This is a genomic window from Streptomyces cyaneochromogenes (genome assembly GCF_003963535.1).
GTDB lineage: Bacteria > Actinomycetota > Actinomycetes > Streptomycetales > Streptomycetaceae > Streptomyces > Streptomyces shaanxiensis.
Genome location: NZ_CP034539.1, coordinates 9298348 through 9313733, shown reverse-complemented (window position 1 = coordinate 9313733; position 15386 = coordinate 9298348). Strand labels below are relative to the sequence as shown.

The window sequence follows — 15386 nt, the reverse complement described above, 5'->3', positions numbered from 1 at the left end:
ACGGGCGTCCCTTACCTACTTCCAGGGAGAACAGGGCGACAGACTCCCCGTTGGCGTCAGCGCCGTCGGCCCCGTGCGTGAAGCGGAGCGGGCCCCACACCTGACCATCCAACAACAGTTCCGCGTGCCAGCGGTCCTGCTCAATTCGGGCCAGCGTCTCTGCGGTCTTCGCAGAGCGGCGTGCAGCCAGCCACGCGCCAGCTGTAGCAACGGCGCTGAGCGCGGCCGTGGAGAAGGTGGCGATCTCGCCCCATGGGGTTGTCCATGCGCCAGGACTGTAGCCCGAGTTGACACGGCATCCCGTCCGCCGGCAAGTACGTATACCGGTCTGTCAGCGAGGTCAGACAGCCCAGCAACTAGCTGTATTGACCCGCAGGGTTGTTTACGCGGGTGATGGGTGACTGGCCGCCGAGTGCGGTGTGGCAGCGGTGGTGGTTGTAGGTGTGCAGGAAGTCTGCCAGGGCTGCGGTGCGTTCGGTGTTGCTGGTGTAGGGCCGCTGGTAGGCCCATTCGTCGAGCAGGGTGCGGTGGAAGCGTTCAACCTTGCCGTTGGTCTGCGGCCGGTAGGCGCGGGTGAGTTTGCCGGTGGCGCCGAGGTCGGCAAGTGCCTGGCGCCAGGCGAATAAGTTGCCTGCCGCAGCGCAGCTCTGGGCCCGATCCACCCCTGATGCCCGAGTTCTACGGAGCGTAGTCAGCACCAAGTCAGCACGGGAGTCAGCACGCCATCGTCAAACCATGCCGAACTACGCTTCCCGGACAGCACTTATTTCGTGCCTCGCCAAGCCTCTCAGCCGCCCGTCCACGAGCGGGCATGGTGGTCCCACGCATAGCCACGCCCCGAACTATGTTGCCCCACCACATGTGCCCCTGACCTGCACGTTCCTACGGTGTGCGAACACGTACCCGTCCCCACCGCACACGAGGAAGTGGCGCACATGGCCTCCGGAACCACCGCTCCCCCACCACCCGGCAACCTCAGGCGCATCGTCGCCGCCAGCCTCATCGGCACCACCATCGAGTGGTACGACTTCTTCCTCTACGGCTCCGCCGCCGCCCTCGTCTTCAACAAGCTGTTCTTCCCGGACTCCGATCCGCTCGTCGGCACCCTCCTGTCGTTCCTCACGTATGCCGTCGGATTCGCCGCCCGGCCGCTCGGCGCGCTCGTCTTCGGGCACTACGGTGACCGGCTCGGCCGCAAGAAGCTGCTGGTGCTGAGCCTGTTGCTGATGGGTGGGGCGACCTTCGCGATCGGGCTGCTGCCGACGCACGCCACCATCGGGACCGCCGCGCCCGTGCTGCTGACCGTGCTGCGGCTGGTGCAGGGCTTCGCGCTCGGCGGGGAATGGGGCGGAGCCGTGTTGCTCGTTTCCGAGCACGGGGACGCGCGGCGGCGCGGCTTCTGGGCCTCGTGGCCGCAGACCGGCGCGCCCGCGGGGCAGCTCCTGGCGACCGGTGTGCTGTCCCTGCTGACGGCCGTGCTGTCGGACAGTGCCTTCAACACCTGGGGCTGGCGGATCCCGTTCCTGCTCTCCGGTGTGCTGGTGATCGTCGGTCTGTGGATTCGTCTCTCTGTCGATGAATCGCCTGTCTTCCAACAGGCGTTGGCGCAGGCCGCGGCCCGTAGGACGGCGAACAAGGCCGACGCCGAGCAGCTGCCGCTCGTCTCGGTGCTGCGGCACCACTGGCGGGACGTCCTGGTGGCGATGGGTGCGCGCATGGCGGAGAACATCAGTTACTACGTCATCACCGCGTTCATCCTCGTCTACGCGACCACATCGGCCGGCGTCTCCAAGCAGACCGCCCTCAACTCCGTGCTGATCGCCTCGGCGGTGCACTTCGCCGTCATCCCGGCCTGGGGTGCGCTGTCCGACCGGATCGGCCGACGTCCCGTCTATCTGCTGGGCGCGGTCGGAGTCGGGTTGTGGATGTTCCCGTTCTTCCGGCTCATCGACACCGGCGGCTTCGGCAACCTGATCCTCGCCGTGACCGTGGGCCTCGTGCTGCACGGCGCCATGTACGCGCCCCAGGCCGCCTTCTTCTCCGAGATGTTCGCGACCCGGATGCGCTACTCCGGCGCCTCGATCGGCGCCCAGTTCGCCTCGGTCGCGGCGGGCGCCCCCGCGCCGCTGATCGCCACCGCGCTGCTGAACGACTACGGCAGCTCCACCCCGATCGCGCTGTACGTCATCGCCGCGGCCGTCCTGACGGTGATCGCGGTGGGCGTCGCCAAGGAGACCCGCCACCGGGATCTGTCCGACACCGAACCCATCGACGACGCCGAGCCCGCCACGGCGCGGGCGACGGACGCGCATAGCGTCTGATCTCCGGCTGTCACGCCAGCCCCTGCGACCGGCCCTCGTACGCCCGTGCGTGCGGGGGTCAGCTCTGTGCCGGTGCCGACAACCGGTGCAGTCGCAGGGCCAGTTGGATCTCCAGTGCGCGGGCGGGGCTCTGCCAGTCGTCGCCGAGGAGGCGGCCGACGCGCTCCAGGCGCTGGGCGACCGTGTTCACATGGACGTGCAGTTCGTCCTTGGTGCGAGCCGGGCTCATCCCGCAGGCGAAGTACGCGTCGAGGGTGCGCAGCAGGTCGGTGCCGCGTCGTTCGTCGTACGCGACGACCTGGCCGATCGTACGGCCGACGAAGCCCGCGATGTCCCGGTCCCCCGCCAGCAGCAGACCCAGGAACCCGAAGTCCTCGGCTGCGGCACCGTCTCCGGAGCGGCCGAGCTTGCGCAGGGCGTCGAGGCAGCGCAGGCCTTCGTCGTAGGCGGCGGCCACCGCGTCGGGGTGCGCGGCCAGGTCCTCGACCGGGGCGGAGGCGCCGACCGTGACGGCCTCGTGGACGGCGGTGCCGAGGTGCCGGGCGGTGCGGCGGGCCAGGGCGGTGGCCGTGTCCCCGGCTTCGAGCGGCAGGAGCAGCACCGTGCCGCCGTCTCGTGCGGCGGCCAGACCGTGCCGGGTCGCGGCGAGGTGGGACGCGGCGGACCACAGGCGTCTGCGGGCGGCCGCCTCCTGGTCGGCGTCGGCCGGGGCGGAGTCGAGGCGGGCGGCGAGGACGACATGGGTGGCGTCGAGGTCGGCGTCCAGCCGTGACGCGCGTTCGCGCAGCAGACGTGGGTCGCGGTCGCGGGCGTCGAGCAGGTCGTCCAACAGCTCGCCCCGTACGCGCTGTTCGGCCTCGGCGGCGGAACGCCGGGCGAGGAGGAGCAGGGAGGTGACCATCGCGGCCCGCTCCAGTGTGCGCTGGTCGACGGGGTCGAGCCCGGGATGGCCGCGCAGCACCAGCGCGCCGAGTAGTTCGCCGCCCGCGGCCACTGCGGCGATCCAGTCGTCGCCGTGCCGCACGGCGTGGCCTTCCGCGCGGGAGACCTCCACCGCCCCGGCCGGTGCGGCGCCGGCGTCGGCGAACTCGACGGTGCCGTCGAGGACTTCGGAGACAGCGGCGGCGACGTCGTGCACCCCGCCGCCGCGCAGCACGAGTTCGGCGAGCCGGTCGTGGACGTCCGAGGCCCGTTCGATGACCGCGCTGCGGTCCCGGATGATCTCGTTGGCCCGTTCCAGGTCGGCGAGGGCCGAGCGGGTCTCGGTGAGCAGGTTCGCGGTGTCGAGGGCGGCCGCGGCGAGCGCGGCGAAGGAGCCCAGCAGCGCGATCTGCTCCCGCTCGAAGACCCGGGCACGCCGGTCCGCCGCGAAGAGGACGCCGATGACATGGTGTCCCAGCATCAGGGGCACGCCGAGGATGGCGACCAGCCCCTCGTCGCGCACGCCGGCGTCGATGGCGAGGGTGTGCTGGAAGCGGCCGTCCTTGAAGTAGTCGTCGGTGACATAGGGGCGGGCGGTCTGCGCGACGAGGCCACCGAGGCCCTCGCCCATGCCGAGCCGCAGCTGCTGGAACCGGGCGGCGACCGAGCCCTCGGTCACCCGCATATAGGTGTCGCCTCTGGCCGGGTCGTTCAGGCTGAGATAGGCGACGTCCGTGCCGAGCAGCGACCGGGCGCGCTGCACGATCGCCTGCAGCACGGCGTCCAGATCCCGCAGGCCCGCCAGGTCGTGGGCCGTCTCGAAGAGCGCCGACAGCTCGGCCTCCCGCCTGCGCCGCCCCTCGAGCTCCGAGCGCACCCGCAGCGCGAGCAGCTTGGCCTGTTCGAGGGCGACGATCCGCTCGGCCGCTCTGCCCTCGGCGCGGGCGAGCAGCACCGGCTGTTCGTAGGCGTCGACGGACGCGCCCCGGGCCAGCAGTTCGAGGAACGGCGCCTCGACACTGCTGGGGGACGCCCCGGCAGGGGCGGAACGCTCGGCGGACTGCAGGTGATCGCGGGACATGCCCACAGGATTGCTCATCGCACCGCCAGCCCGTCAGCCCTGTGGATAACCCGGAAGTCGACCGAAGTTCGACGCACCACGTTCAGTGAGCGGTCCAGCCACCGTCGAGTACGAGTGAGGTGCCGGTCACGAAGGACGCCTGCGGACCGCACAGGTACGCCACGGCCTCGGCGACCTCCTCGGGTTCGATGAGCCGCTTGACCGCGCTGTCCTGCAGCAGCACCTCGGACAGCACCCGCTCCTCGGGGATGCCGTGCGCCCGGGCCTGGTCGGCGAGCTGCTTCTCGACCAGCGGGGTGCGCACATAGGCGGGGTTCACACAGTTCGAGGTGACGCCATGAGGCGCTCCCTCCAGGGCGGCGGTCTTGGAGAGTCCCTCCAGACCATGTTTGGCCGCCACATAGGCCGACTTGAATGCCGATGCGCGCAACCCATGGACCGAGGACACATTGACGATCCGACCCCAGCCCTGCCCATACATATGGGGCAGGGCGCCACGGATGAGCCGGAAGGGCGCTTCCAGCATCACGGTGAGCACCGTGTGGAAGACGTCGGGCGGGAACTCCTCGATGGGGCGCACCAGCTGCAGGCCGGCGTTGTTGACGAGGATGTCGGTACCGGCGGCCGCGAGTTCGGCGGCGTCCAGGTCGGTGAGGTCCAGGACGTGCGGCTCGACCGCCCCCGCGAGGGTCCGGGCTCCTTCGGCCAGTGTTTCCAGGCCCGCGCCGTCCCGGTCGACCGCTCTCACCTTGGCCCCGGCGGCAGCGAGCCGAAGCGCACAGGCACGGCCGATGCCACCGGCAGCACCGGTGACAAGGGCCGTGCGGCCGCCGAGGTCGAGCGCGGGAGTGCTGGAGGAGCCTTGGGGCGGGATAGCGCTGGGCGGGGTCATGGCTCGACCCTAGGCAGCACCCTCGCCTGCCCACATATGGGCTCAGCCCATACTTCAGCCCGAAGTCATAGGTTCGAACCACGTGGGTTCATCGGACAGTGCCTGCTTGATCCGGAACAGCTGACGTTCGTCCATCGCGGGCAGCGCGTCCACGTCGTACCACCCGACCTGCAGGGATTCGTCGTCGTTCACCTGTGCCTCGCCACCGACGGCCCGGCAGCGGAAGGTGATGTCCATGAACTGGCACGTGTCGCCATTGGGGTAGGTGACCTCGTTCCCGGACCTGACGAGGACGACCCGCTCGGCGACACACCGGACACCGGTCTCCTCGTACACCTCCCGCACCGCGCAGACGGCGGGCTGCTCGCCGGGCTCCGGGATGCCGTTGATCACCGTCCACTTGCCGTTGTCCGCGCGCTGCCCCAGCAGGACCCGGCCCTCGTCGTCGAAGACGACGGCACTGACCCCGGGAAGCCACAGCAGTTGGTGACCGGCGGAGGCCCGGATCGTACGAATGAAGTCAGGAGTAGCCATGACTCCGACCCTAACGGGCCGGTGGCAACGCCCCGGCGAGTTCGGGGGCGTTGCCACCGGCGTACGGCTACACCTCGGCGGCGCGCCGCCCGCGCACGCCCGCACCGATCGCCCAGCCGAGTCCGCCGGCAGCGACCAGCAGCAGGGCGATCTCCGGCAGGATGCCGAGCCGCGTGGCGGGGGTCTCGGAGGAGCGCAGCGGCACCTTCTGGACCAGCGAGTCGGCCACGAACATGCCGGTCTTCTGGGTGATCCTGCCGTCCGGCATGATGATCGCGCTGACGCCGCTGGTCACCGGAACGGTGACGGTGCGGCTGTGCTCGACGGCGCGGACCCGGGACATGGCGAGCTGCTGGTAGGTCATCTCGCTGCGGTCGAAGGTCGCGTTGTTGCTCGGTACGGAGATCATCTGCGCGCCGTCGACGACCTCGGAGCGGACGGTCCAGTCGAAGGCCGCCTCGTAGCAGGTGACGAGGCCGACCTTGGCGCCGTCCATGGTGAACACGCCCGGCTCGCTGCCGCGGCTGAAGTCCTTGCGGACCATCGAGGTCCAGTTCTCGTTGATCGCCCCGACGAGCGAGCGCAGCGGCAGGTACTCGCCGAACGGCTGGATCTGACGCTTGTCGTAGGTGTCGACCGGTCCCTTGACCGGGTCCCAGAGGATCTGCTCGTTGAGCAGCTTGCCGTCCCGCTCCACGACACCGCCCACGGAGATGGGCACACCGATGGCCTTGGCGGCTCCGTCGATGACGGTGCGCGCGTCGGGGTTGGCGAAGGGGTCGATGTCGGAGGAGTTCTCGGGCCACAGCACGAAGTCGGGCTGGGCGACCTTGCCCGCCTTGACCTCGGCGGCCAGCCGCTCGGTCTCCCGTGCGTGATAGTCCAGCACGGCGCGCCGCTGGGCGTTGAAGTCCAGTCCCGCGCGCGGGACGTTGCCCTGGATGACCGCGACGGTCGCGGTGCCGTTCTCGGCCTTGTCGCTGACCAGTGGCCGCGCGGCCACGGCACCCACGACCGGTACGGCCACGCTCAGCAGGGCCACGGCCGCGGCGGACCGCCGTACGGCCCGGGTGCGCCTGTGCTCCACGGCCAGACGTACGACCTCGTAGAGGCCGAAGCCACACAGGACGACCGCGAAGCCGAGCACCGGGGTGCCGCCCACCGCGGCGAGCGGCAGGAAGACGCCGTCGGCCTGGCCGAACGCGATCTTGCCCCAGGGGAAGCCGTTGAACGGCGCACGCGCGCGTGCCGCCTCTCCGGCGATCCACAGTGCCGCCGCCCACACCGGCCAGCCCGGCAGCTTCGACACCGCGGCGACTCCCGCGCCCACCAGTGCCACGAAGACCGCCTCGATCACGACCAGCGCCAGCCACGGGCCCGGCCCGACCTCCACTCCGGTCCACACCAGCAGCGGCAGCAGGAAGCCGAGGCCGAAGAGATAGCCGAGGCCCAGACCCGCCTTCCAACTGCGGCCGCGCAGCACCCAGCCGAAGACGGCGAAGGCCGGCAGGGACAGCCACCACAGGGTGCGCGGCGGGAAGCTGACGTAGAGCAGCACTCCGGAGAGCGCCGCGGCGAGGGCCGGAACCAGGCGCACGAGCCGTGCCGCGCGCGAGGCGGGCGCGATCTGCGGCTGCAGCTGGTCCGACTCGCCCACGGAAGTTGCGGTGACGGTCACTCCGGGAGTGTACGGCGGTCGGCCTCAGCACCGACAGCGCGGTCCGACGGCAGCGATCTTGAGACGCCGGCCCCAGGCGACGCAGGCCCCACGTGGGCGTATGCCCCAACGGTTCCACGGCGAGGCTCCACTGCGCGCGGGCCTCCGAACCTCCGGGCCTCCCGCCCCCCTCCGCCCGCCCCTGCCTCATCGTTCCTGCACGACACGTCCACAAACCGGCCATAAGCCGTTACGGTATGCCGGAGCCTCAGTCGTACCGGCCGATCAGGTCCGGGTGGCCGGGGTCCGTCACAGGTCGGGGGACCAGGTTCGGGGGGCGGGGTGGATGTCACGGGGATGACGTCTGCGGTTGGTCCAGGTGAGGACAGCGACAGACGAAACGTTTCTGACGCTGCGGGCGTGGTCGTGCTGGGGGCCTGCGCCACGTGGTCGTTGATCTCGGCTGCCGTGACCGGCGGCCGTCCCGAGGGTGTCTTGTTGGCGATCCTCGCCGTGGCCGCCGGTTACGCCGCGGGCCGGATCAGCGGGGCGCTCCTGCCGGTCGCCGCGCCCTGCGCCGGGGCGCTGGCCGGAGTGGGCCTGACGCTGACCGTCCCGCAGCTGTCCCCCGGGCCGCAGATCGTCGCCCCGCTCGGACAGGCCGGGGCCACCGCCGCCGTGCTGACCCTCGCCGTCGGTGCCGCCTGTTGCGCCGCTTGGGCCGCCTCGGCAGCTCTCCTGCGCCTGGCCCTGCGCGCGCTGGCACTCGGAATCGCGGTGACGGCGGCCGTCCTCGGCTCGACCACCGGCTTCGTCACCTGCACCGCCGTCATACTGTGCTCGCTCGCCGCCGGGCACCTGCGCCATCGCGGCGTCGGCATCGCCGGACTGGCGCTGGCCGCGACCGCGGTCACCGGCCTGACCTGGGCGGTCGCCGCGAACGCGGTGCCCGACGGATTCGCCTCCTGGCTGGAGGGTCAGCTGACACAGCACCGGATCCAGCTGTGGCGGGACGCCCTGGACCTGGCGCACGAGGACCTCGCCGTGGGCGTGGGTCCGGGACGCTTCGGGGAGCTCAGTACGACGGTCACCGACGCGGCGCTGCCCGACGGCAAGCCGCACTCGGCACCCCTGCAACAGGCGGCGGAACAGGGAGTCGCCGGCGTGATCCTGCTGGCGGCCGCCTTCTGCTGGATGCTGTTCGCGCTGTGGCGTACCGCGCGCCCCACCCCGGTCGCCCTGACCGCGGGCGCCGCCCTGACGGCGGTGGCGGCGATCGCCGCCGTCGGCAACGCGCTCAGCTTCACCTCGGTGTCGGTGGGCGCCGGACTGCTGGCCGGGCTGGCCACGGCGCGGCCGCTCGCCGACGGATCGTCGGAGCGCGAGATCGACGCACGCGCGCGTGGCGACCGACTGGCGCCATGAGCCGATCTGCGGCGCAGTGTCCGCCGTCGGACATGATTCCCGTGGCGCTCCCCCACAGTGACAACCGGACCCTTGTAGTGAGTCCGCCCTGACGGCCTCACACCACCCTGACGGGCAGCGCCCCTTGACGGCTCAGTGCGCCGCGCCGGGCGCCCGCGCCCGCAGCCGGTCCCTGATCACCCGTACGGCCGCTTCGGCGTCGTCCACGGTGATCGTGAACGTATGGCCGTCCCACAGCCGCAGCACGAGGCCCTCGCCGCGCCGTACGACGACGGCGGTGCCCTTCTCGGGCCGCCATCGGTAGCCCCAGCCGCCCCAGTGGCGCGGAGTGACATGCTCGACGAAGTCGGCGCCCTCGACCTCGGAGAGGGGGATGCGGCGGCGCGGCACGCCGATGTGGCCGCAGCGCACCTCGAGGCATTCCTTGTCGACCCTCAGGGCGACGTGCACGAAGGCCAGAGTGCCGAAGAGGACCAGCAGCCCGGCGGCGATGCAGCCGACGACGGCCATGACGAGCGGGGCGATGCCGTCGTTCCACGGTGAGTCGACGGCGAGCTCGATCCCGAGCGCCATGCAGGCGGCGCCGACGAGCGCCAGCAGCCATTGGACCCGGTTGGTCGCCCGCCCGGTCCAGACATCGGGGTGCGGTTTACCGCCGTGGGGATGGTCCCTCATAGCTATGAGACTACTCAGGTTTCGCTGCGCCGGTACCGCGTCGCACAGGGTGACTGCGCCGACCGGTCCAGGCCGGACCGCCAGCATCCGTCTGGTGACCGTTGGTCACCGTGCGGGGCTGATCGCCTGCAGGAGACGGCCTTCCTCGTAGGCGAGAGCGGGCGCGGGCAGGGGGCCCTCGCGGCCGCTCAGCAGGACCGTCAGGGTGCCGTTCGGTGCGGCGCCGGGTGCAGGCTGCTCGCCGAGGCGGCGCAGCGCCTGCGCGGCGACCGCTCCGGCGGAGCCGTGCAGCACGAGGGGCGGGAAGCCGGGGCGCTGGACGGCCGTGCGGATGCGGTCGGCGACGAGCTCGTAGTGCGTGCAGCCCAGGACGACGGTCGTCACGTCCTCGGGGGTCAGTGCGGCGGCTGCCGCGACGGCGGCCTCGATCGCGGTCTCGTCCGCGTGCTCGACCGCCTCGGCCAGCCCGAAGCACGGCACCTCGGTGACGCTCACGCCGTCGGCGAAGTCCTTTATGAGGTTCCTCTGGTAAGGGCTGCCGGTGGTGGCGGGCGTGGCCCAGATCGCGAAGGGGCCACCGCCGGCCGCGGCCGGCTTGATCGCCGGGACCGTACCGATGACCGGAATGGCGGGTTCGAGGCGGGCGCGGAGGGTGGGCAGGGCGTGCACGGTCGCGGTGTTGCAGCCGATGATCAGAGCGTCGGGCCGGTGCGCGGCGGCGGCGTCCGCGACGTCCACGGCGCGCTGGGTGAGGTCCTCGAAGGTCCTCGGGCCCCAGGGCATGCCGTCCGGGTCGAGGGAGAGCACGAGATCTGCGTCGGGACGCAGTCGCCGTACCGCGGCGGTTGCCGCCAGCAATCCGATTCCGGAGTCCATCAGCGCGATCTTCACCCGGCCACGATAGACGATGGGCCCTTGCGGGCCGCTCCCGTGGGGCAGACTGCGCGCGTGAGCGCCATCGCGTGGACCGCCACCGGATCACTCGCCGCCTGGCTGTGGCTGCTGCTCTGCCAGGGCTTCTTCTGGCGTACGGACGTCAGACTGCCGCATCGCACGGAACCGGTCGACTGGCCGTCGGTCGGCGTCGTCGTACCGGCACGCGACGAGGCCGCGGTGCTGCCCGCGAGCCTGCCGTCGCTGCTCGCCCAGGACTATCCGGGACGCGCGGAGATCTTCCTCGTCGACGACGGCAGTTCGGACGGCACCGGGGATCTGGCGCGCGACCTCGCGCGGCGGCACGGCGGGCTTCCCCTGACGGTGGACTCCCCCGGCGAGCCGCCCGCGGGCTGGACGGGCAAGCTCTGGGCGGTGCGGCACGGCATCGGCCTGGCACGCGCGCGTGAGCCCGAGTACCTCCTGCTGACGGACGCCGACATCGCGCACGCGCCCGACAGCCTGCGGGAACTGGTCGCCGCCGCGCGCACCGGCGGATTCGACGTCACCTCGCAGATGGCCCGGCTGCGGGTGGAGAGCCTGTGGGAGCGGCTGGTCGTGCCGGCCTTCGTGTACTTCTTCGCGCAGCTGTATCCGTTCCGCCGGATCGGCAGGAAGGGAACGCGCACGGCGGCCGCGGCGGGCGGCTGCGTCCTGCTGCGCACGGAGGCCGCGGAGCGGGCGCGGATCCCGGACGCCATCCGGCACGCGGTCATCGACGACGTGGCGCTCGCGCGGGCGGTCAAAGGCAGCGGCGGTCACATCTGGCTGGGGCTGGCCGAGGGGGTGGACAGCGTGCGCCCGTATCCGCGGCTGGGCGACCTGTGGCGGATGGTCTCGCGCAGCGCGTACGCGCAGTTGCGGCACAACCCGCTCGTGCTCGCCGGGACGGTCGCCGGGCTCGCGCTGGTGTATCTGGTCCCGCCCGCCGCCGTGATCACGGGGGCGGTCGGCGGGGACTGGGTGACCGCGGCCGCCGGCGGTCTCGCATGGCTGGTGATGGCAGGGACGTACGTGCCCATTCTCCGCTACTACAGCCAGCCGCTGTGGCTCGCTCCGCTGCTGCCGTTCACCGCGTTCCTCTATCTCCTCATGACGGTCGACTCCGCGGTGCAGCACTACCGGGGGCGCGGGGCGGCCTGGAAGGGGCGCACCTACACGCGTCCGGACGCCGTGCCCGACGAGGGCTGATCAGCCGCCCTCTCAGACGATCAGACGATGTGCGCTCGGGCTATTTGCGGCCGGGCGTCCAGTTCATGCCCCACCCGTAGGCGTGGTCGACCGTGCGCTGCGGGCTCACTCCGCGCTCGGGCACCAGGTAGCGGGCCTCGCGCTGGACGACGAGGTCGCTGCCGGTGTTGGTGATCAGGGCGAGCGCGCACACCGTCGAGGGCACCGTGCACTCGTCGAGCGAGAAATCGATCGGGGCGCCGAACTGCGGCGTGAGCGTGACCGTGGCGTGCAGGTCGGCGAAGGAACGCGCCCCCTCGTAGATGGTCACGAAGATCAGGATGCGCCGGATGGCCCGCTGGTGGTCGAGGTTGATGGTGAGGTTCTCGCCGCTGGACACCGCGCCGGTGCGGTCGTCGCCGTCGAGGTGGATGTACGGCGGCTGCCGCAGGGCGCCGTAGGCGTTGCCCAGGGACTGGACGACGCCCTTGCTGCCGTCGGCGAGCTCGTACAGGGCGCACAGGTCGAGGTCGAGGTCGTTGTGCATGGCGACCGGGCGGCCCAGCTTGCTCGCCCAGCCCGAGAACTGCTTGCGCACCTGCCAGTTGAGGTTCACGCGCATGGCGCCCGAGGTGCCGCCCTGCTTGGTCAGCGAGACGGAGGGGGCCGTCTTGGTGAGCGTCACCTTGCTCAGCCTGACGGGCGGCGCCTGGGTAACGGGCGGCGGAACCGGCGGCACGGCGGGCGGGGCCATGGGTGGGGGCATGGTCGCCGGGGGCGTGACCGGTGGGGCCGTGGGCGGCGCGGCGGGGGCCGCCTGCTGGGGCTCGTCGACGGTGATGCCGTAGTCGGTGGCGAGGCCCTCGAGGCCGCTGCTGTAGCCCTGGCCGACGGCGCGGAACTTCCAGGCGCCCTGGCGGCGGTAGAACTCACCGAGCACGAAAGCGGTTTCCACGCCGGCGCCCATACTGTCGAAACGAGCGACGACGGTGCCCTGAGCGGCGTCCTTCACCTCGATGCAGAGGTCCGGCACCTGGCCGAACGTGCCGCCGTCCGCGGAGGCGGCGAGGATGACGGTCTCGATCGCGGGCTCCACGCGCGCGAGGTCGACGAGCAGGGTGTCGGTCACCCGGCCGCCGGCGTCCCGCTTGCCCTCGTGCCGGACGGCGCCGGAGGAGTGCTCGGGCTGGTTGTAGAAGACGAAGTCCCCGTCGGAGCGCACCTTTCCACTGACCAGCAACAGCGCCGAGGCGTCCGCGTCGGGCACACCCGTTCCGGAGCGCCAGCCCAATTCGACCCTCAGTGCCGTCGTCGGCACAGGTGCATTCGACCCCTTCGGCATTGACATGCACGCCCCCACTTACGGATCACCGCGCCAGGCATGTCCCGGCCGCCCATTGGGTTCTTCTACAGAGTCAACCTATTCCCCGCGACAGCTAACTCCCACGTGGAGCACAGGAAGACCGGTGGCCAACCGCCGGTAACCCGCTCGGAACTCGGCATTTACACGATCCGAACGCGGATTGGCGTCCCTTTTTGACAAGTTCGCTCGCATTGGGGATCCGCCGTCACTGCGGGCACATAAAACAACCCTCTTATCGGTCTCCCCAACCAGCACATCGTGGGCTTAACGTATGCGCCATGACCTCCCCCCGCTCCACTTATGGCGGCGGCTACTACTCCGCCTCCTTCCCGGACACCCCGATCTACGACTCGCTCGTGGCCGAGCGTGGCACCCCGCAGATCGCACCGATCCGGGTGCCCGCCGCGTACGACATGCCGGGCGGCAACCTGCCCGCGCTGCCCACGGCCCTGCCGGCCCTCCCGGCGGCCCCCTCCCAGCCCTCCTACGGTTATCCGCAGACGCAGCAGCCCGCTCCGCTACAGCAGGCACCCGCTGCGTACATCCCGCAGCAGGCGGCCGCTCCGCGCGGCTATCCGGGTCCGCAGGCTCAGCAGCCTCGGCCGGTGGCGCCCGGCGGCACGGGCTACGAGGCGATGCGCCCCGCGGCTCCCCGCCCCGCCGCGGCTCCCTACCAGGACCCGTACAACAACCAGCAGTACCGCGGCTACTGACCCGTGTGCCCCGGGCTGTCGGCGCCACCTGGCACGATGACCTCATGGGGCACGCGAAACTGCAGTCGATTCACCTTCATCCGGTCAAGGCATGCCGGGGCATCGCGCCCCGGGAGGTCGTCGTGGAGCCCTGGGGGCTGGCCGGAGACCGACGCTGGGCGCTGATCGACGACGGGGGAAAGGTCGTGACGCAGCGCCAGCGACCGCGCCTCGCGCTGGCCGCCGCCGAGCTTCTGCCCGGTGGCGGCGTTCGGCTGTCCGCGCCCGGCATGGATCCCCTGACGGTGCCCGTACCCCGGCGGGTCGGCACGGTGCCGGTGGAGATCTTCCGGGACAAGGTCGAGGCGGTTCTCGCCGAGGACGACGCCGCGCATGCCTGGTTCAGTGACTTCCTCGGCGTGGACGTGCGCCTCGCGCACATGGACGACCCCGCCACGCGCCGCCCGGTCGACCCGGAGTACGCGCTGCCGGGCGAGACGGTCTCCTTCGCCGACGGTTATCCGCTGCTGCTCACCACGGCAGGCTCGCTCGACGCCCTCAACTCCCTGATCGCTCAGGGTGATCACGCCGGCGAGGGCCCGCTGCCGATGAACCGTTTCCGGCCCAATGTGGTCGTGTCGGGCACCGCGGCCTGGGCCGAGGACGGCTGGTCACGGGTCGCCATCGGCGAGGTCGCCTTCCGCGTCCCGAAGAAGTGCGGCCGGTGCGTGGTGACCACGACCGACCAGGGCACCGCCGATCGCGGCAGGGAGCCCCTGCACACCCTGGGCAGGCACCGGCGCCTCGACGGCAAGCTGGTGTTCGGCCAGAACCTGGTGCCGCTGTCCCGCGGCACGATCCGGGTCGGCGACCCGGTCACCATCCTCGACTGAGAAGGATCCCGCCGGAGCGACGACATGCGGGAACCGGGGCCGGGGGCCCGCTCGTTGGGCTGTGCGTGAGAAGTTCATGAGAGGTCCCGGGCGCAGGTGATTTCGCTCTCTCTTCACCGGGCCCTCGGATGAACGGCTCTGCCACGGGTTATCACGGAGCGGGAAGGGGGTGGCCGGACGATGCGGGCGATCAGCGGACTCTGGCGCTGGCGGCACAATCCGCTGCGCCGTACGACCGATCTGCTCGAGGCCTGGGTCGCCCTCGGCGCCCTGCTGCTGATCCTGGTCGTCGCTCCCTTGGCCGGCTCACTGATCGGCGGCCTCGCCCAGGGCACCCTGCAGAAGTCCGTCCGAGAACAGCGCGCGTCCCGGCACCTGGTGACGGCGACCGTGGTCCGCAAGGCGGGGGGCTCCCAGCTGGACGTGGACCCGGAGGCCTCCACCGGCCGGGACATGCGCACCCGCGTCGTCGCCGACTGGACCGCACCGGACGGCAGCGCCCACCGGGCAGCGGTCATGACGAGCCTGGACTCCCCCCAGCCCGGCGACCGCTTCACGCTGTGGACGGACCGGCAGGGCCGCACGGTGGCCCGCCCGCTGGACTCCGCGACAGCGGCGACGCACGCGGTGCTTGCCGGGTTCGGCGCGGCGATCCTCGCCATCGGCATCGTCGAGGGCTGCAGACGCCTGGTCGTCTGGCGCATGGTCCGTCGCCGGTACGCGCGTTGGGACCAGGCATGGGACAAGGCAGGTCCGGACTGGGGCCGGACCGGCACCGGCTGCTGACGGCCTTCCCGCTCTGGTCAACCCACCGTCCGCGCGCACGCTA

Annotated in this window: 13 protein-coding genes and 1 pseudogene; 6 read left to right on the top strand and 8 right to left on the bottom strand. The window is 71.5% G+C overall.

The genetic code is table 11. The annotated features are described in order from the left end of the window. Positions 1 to 356: 356 nt before the first annotated feature. Positions 357 to 617, bottom strand: a pseudogene (locus tag EJ357_RS42020) (integrase core domain-containing protein); the annotation flags it as partial. Positions 618 to 935: 318 nt separating this feature from the next. Between EJ357_RS42020 and EJ357_RS42015 the strand changes: the two are divergent. After that, positions 936 to 2321 (top strand): MFS transporter, encoded by a 1386-nt coding sequence (locus EJ357_RS42015; protein ID WP_126397253.1) that lies wholly within the window; start codon positions 936 to 938, stop codon positions 2319 to 2321. A gap of 58 nt (positions 2322 to 2379) precedes the next feature. Here the strand turns inward: EJ357_RS42015 and EJ357_RS42010 are convergent, their stop codons facing one another. The 4 genes from EJ357_RS42010 to lnt all read right to left on the bottom strand — a co-directional run bounded on the left by EJ357_RS42010 (position 2380) and on the right by lnt (position 7427). After that, on the bottom strand, positions 2380 to 4323 hold the full coding sequence (locus tag EJ357_RS42010; RefSeq protein WP_126397251.1) for a helix-turn-helix domain-containing protein: 1944 nt from the start codon (positions 4321 to 4323) through the stop codon (positions 2380 to 2382). Between the two features lie 82 nt (positions 4324 to 4405). Continuing rightward, positions 4406 to 5215 (bottom strand): 3-hydroxybutyrate dehydrogenase, encoded by an 810-nt coding sequence (locus tag EJ357_RS42005; RefSeq protein WP_126397249.1) that lies wholly within the window; start codon positions 5213 to 5215, stop codon positions 4406 to 4408. A 54-nt stretch (positions 5216 to 5269) separates the two neighbouring features. Continuing rightward, entirely contained in the window at positions 5270 to 5749 is a 480-nt protein-coding gene (locus tag EJ357_RS42000; protein WP_126397247.1) for an NUDIX hydrolase, read from the bottom strand. A 67-nt stretch (positions 5750 to 5816) separates the two neighbouring features. Then, on the bottom strand, positions 5817 to 7427 hold the full coding sequence (lnt, locus tag EJ357_RS41995; RefSeq protein WP_126397245.1) for an apolipoprotein N-acyltransferase: 1611 nt from the start codon (positions 7425 to 7427) through the stop codon (positions 5817 to 5819). 336 nt (positions 7428 to 7763) lie between these two features. Between lnt and EJ357_RS41990 the strand changes: the two genes are divergently transcribed. Continuing rightward, positions 7764 to 8831, top strand: a complete 1068-nt coding sequence (locus EJ357_RS41990) for an O-antigen ligase family protein (protein WP_126397243.1) — start codon at positions 7764 to 7766, stop codon at positions 8829 to 8831. A gap of 132 nt (positions 8832 to 8963) precedes the next feature. On the opposite strand, the gene EJ357_RS41985 is transcribed toward EJ357_RS41990, so the two are convergent. Further along, positions 8964 to 9506, bottom strand: a complete 543-nt coding sequence (locus EJ357_RS41985; protein ID WP_126397241.1) for a hypothetical protein — start codon at positions 9504 to 9506, stop codon at positions 8964 to 8966. A 105-nt stretch (positions 9507 to 9611) separates the two neighbouring features. Beyond that, complete coding sequence (locus tag EJ357_RS41980; RefSeq protein ID WP_126397239.1) at positions 9612 to 10397, bottom strand: glutamate racemase; 786 nt, start codon at positions 10395 to 10397, stop codon at positions 9612 to 9614. Positions 10398 to 10436: 39 nt separating this feature from the next. Between EJ357_RS41980 and EJ357_RS41975 the strand changes: the two genes are divergently transcribed. Continuing rightward, complete coding sequence (locus EJ357_RS41975) at positions 10437 to 11630, top strand: glycosyltransferase (RefSeq protein ID WP_126400759.1); 1194 nt, start codon at positions 10437 to 10439, stop codon at positions 11628 to 11630. Positions 11631 to 11670: 40 nt separating this feature from the next. Here the strand turns inward: EJ357_RS41975 and EJ357_RS41970 are convergent, their stop codons facing one another. Further along, positions 11671 to 12951, bottom strand: coding sequence for a TerD family protein (locus tag EJ357_RS41970; RefSeq protein WP_126400756.1), 1281 nt, complete (start codon positions 12949 to 12951; stop codon positions 11671 to 11673). A gap of 299 nt (positions 12952 to 13250) precedes the next feature. Here EJ357_RS41970 and EJ357_RS41965 point away from each other — a divergent pair, with 299 nt between their 5' ends. The 3 genes from EJ357_RS41965 (at position 13251) to EJ357_RS41955 (ending at position 15343) form a co-directional block, all read left to right on the top strand. Then, positions 13251 to 13685, top strand: coding sequence for a DUF6643 family protein (locus EJ357_RS41965; protein ID WP_126397237.1), 435 nt, complete (start codon positions 13251 to 13253; stop codon positions 13683 to 13685). Between the two features lie 44 nt (positions 13686 to 13729). Further along, positions 13730 to 14557, top strand: a complete 828-nt coding sequence (locus EJ357_RS41960) for an MOSC domain-containing protein (protein WP_126397235.1) — start codon at positions 13730 to 13732, stop codon at positions 14555 to 14557. 180 nt (positions 14558 to 14737) lie between these two features. Further along, on the top strand, positions 14738 to 15343 hold the full coding sequence (locus tag EJ357_RS41955) for an Rv1733c family protein (RefSeq protein ID WP_126397232.1): 606 nt from the start codon (positions 14738 to 14740) through the stop codon (positions 15341 to 15343). Positions 15344 to 15386: the final 43 nt, after the last annotated feature.

Coding starts and splice junctions, on each gene's coding strand:
- EJ357_RS42015 (WP_126397253.1), top strand. CDS start 936: ATGGCCTCCGGAACCACCGCTCCCCCACCACCCGGCAACCTCAGGCGC.
- EJ357_RS42010 (WP_126397251.1), bottom strand. CDS start 4,323: ATGTCCCGCGATCACCTGCAGTCCGCCGAGCGTTCCGCCCCTGCCGGG.
- EJ357_RS42005 (WP_126397249.1), bottom strand. CDS start 5,215: ATGACCCCGCCCAGCGCTATCCCGCCCCAAGGCTCCTCCAGCACTCCC.
- EJ357_RS42000 (WP_126397247.1), bottom strand. CDS start 5,749: ATGGCTACTCCTGACTTCATTCGTACGATCCGGGCCTCCGCCGGTCAC.
- EJ357_RS41990 (WP_126397243.1), top strand. CDS start 7,764: ATGACGTCTGCGGTTGGTCCAGGTGAGGACAGCGACAGACGAAACGTT.
- EJ357_RS41985 (WP_126397241.1), bottom strand. CDS start 9,506: ATGAGGGACCATCCCCACGGCGGTAAACCGCACCCCGATGTCTGGACC.
- EJ357_RS41970 (WP_126400756.1), bottom strand. CDS start 12,951: ATGCCGAAGGGGTCGAATGCACCTGTGCCGACGACGGCACTGAGGGTC.
- EJ357_RS41965 (WP_126397237.1), top strand. CDS start 13,251: ATGACCTCCCCCCGCTCCACTTATGGCGGCGGCTACTACTCCGCCTCC.
- EJ357_RS41960 (WP_126397235.1), top strand. CDS start 13,730: ATGGGGCACGCGAAACTGCAGTCGATTCACCTTCATCCGGTCAAGGCA.
- EJ357_RS41955 (WP_126397232.1), top strand. CDS start 14,738: ATGCGGGCGATCAGCGGACTCTGGCGCTGGCGGCACAATCCGCTGCGC.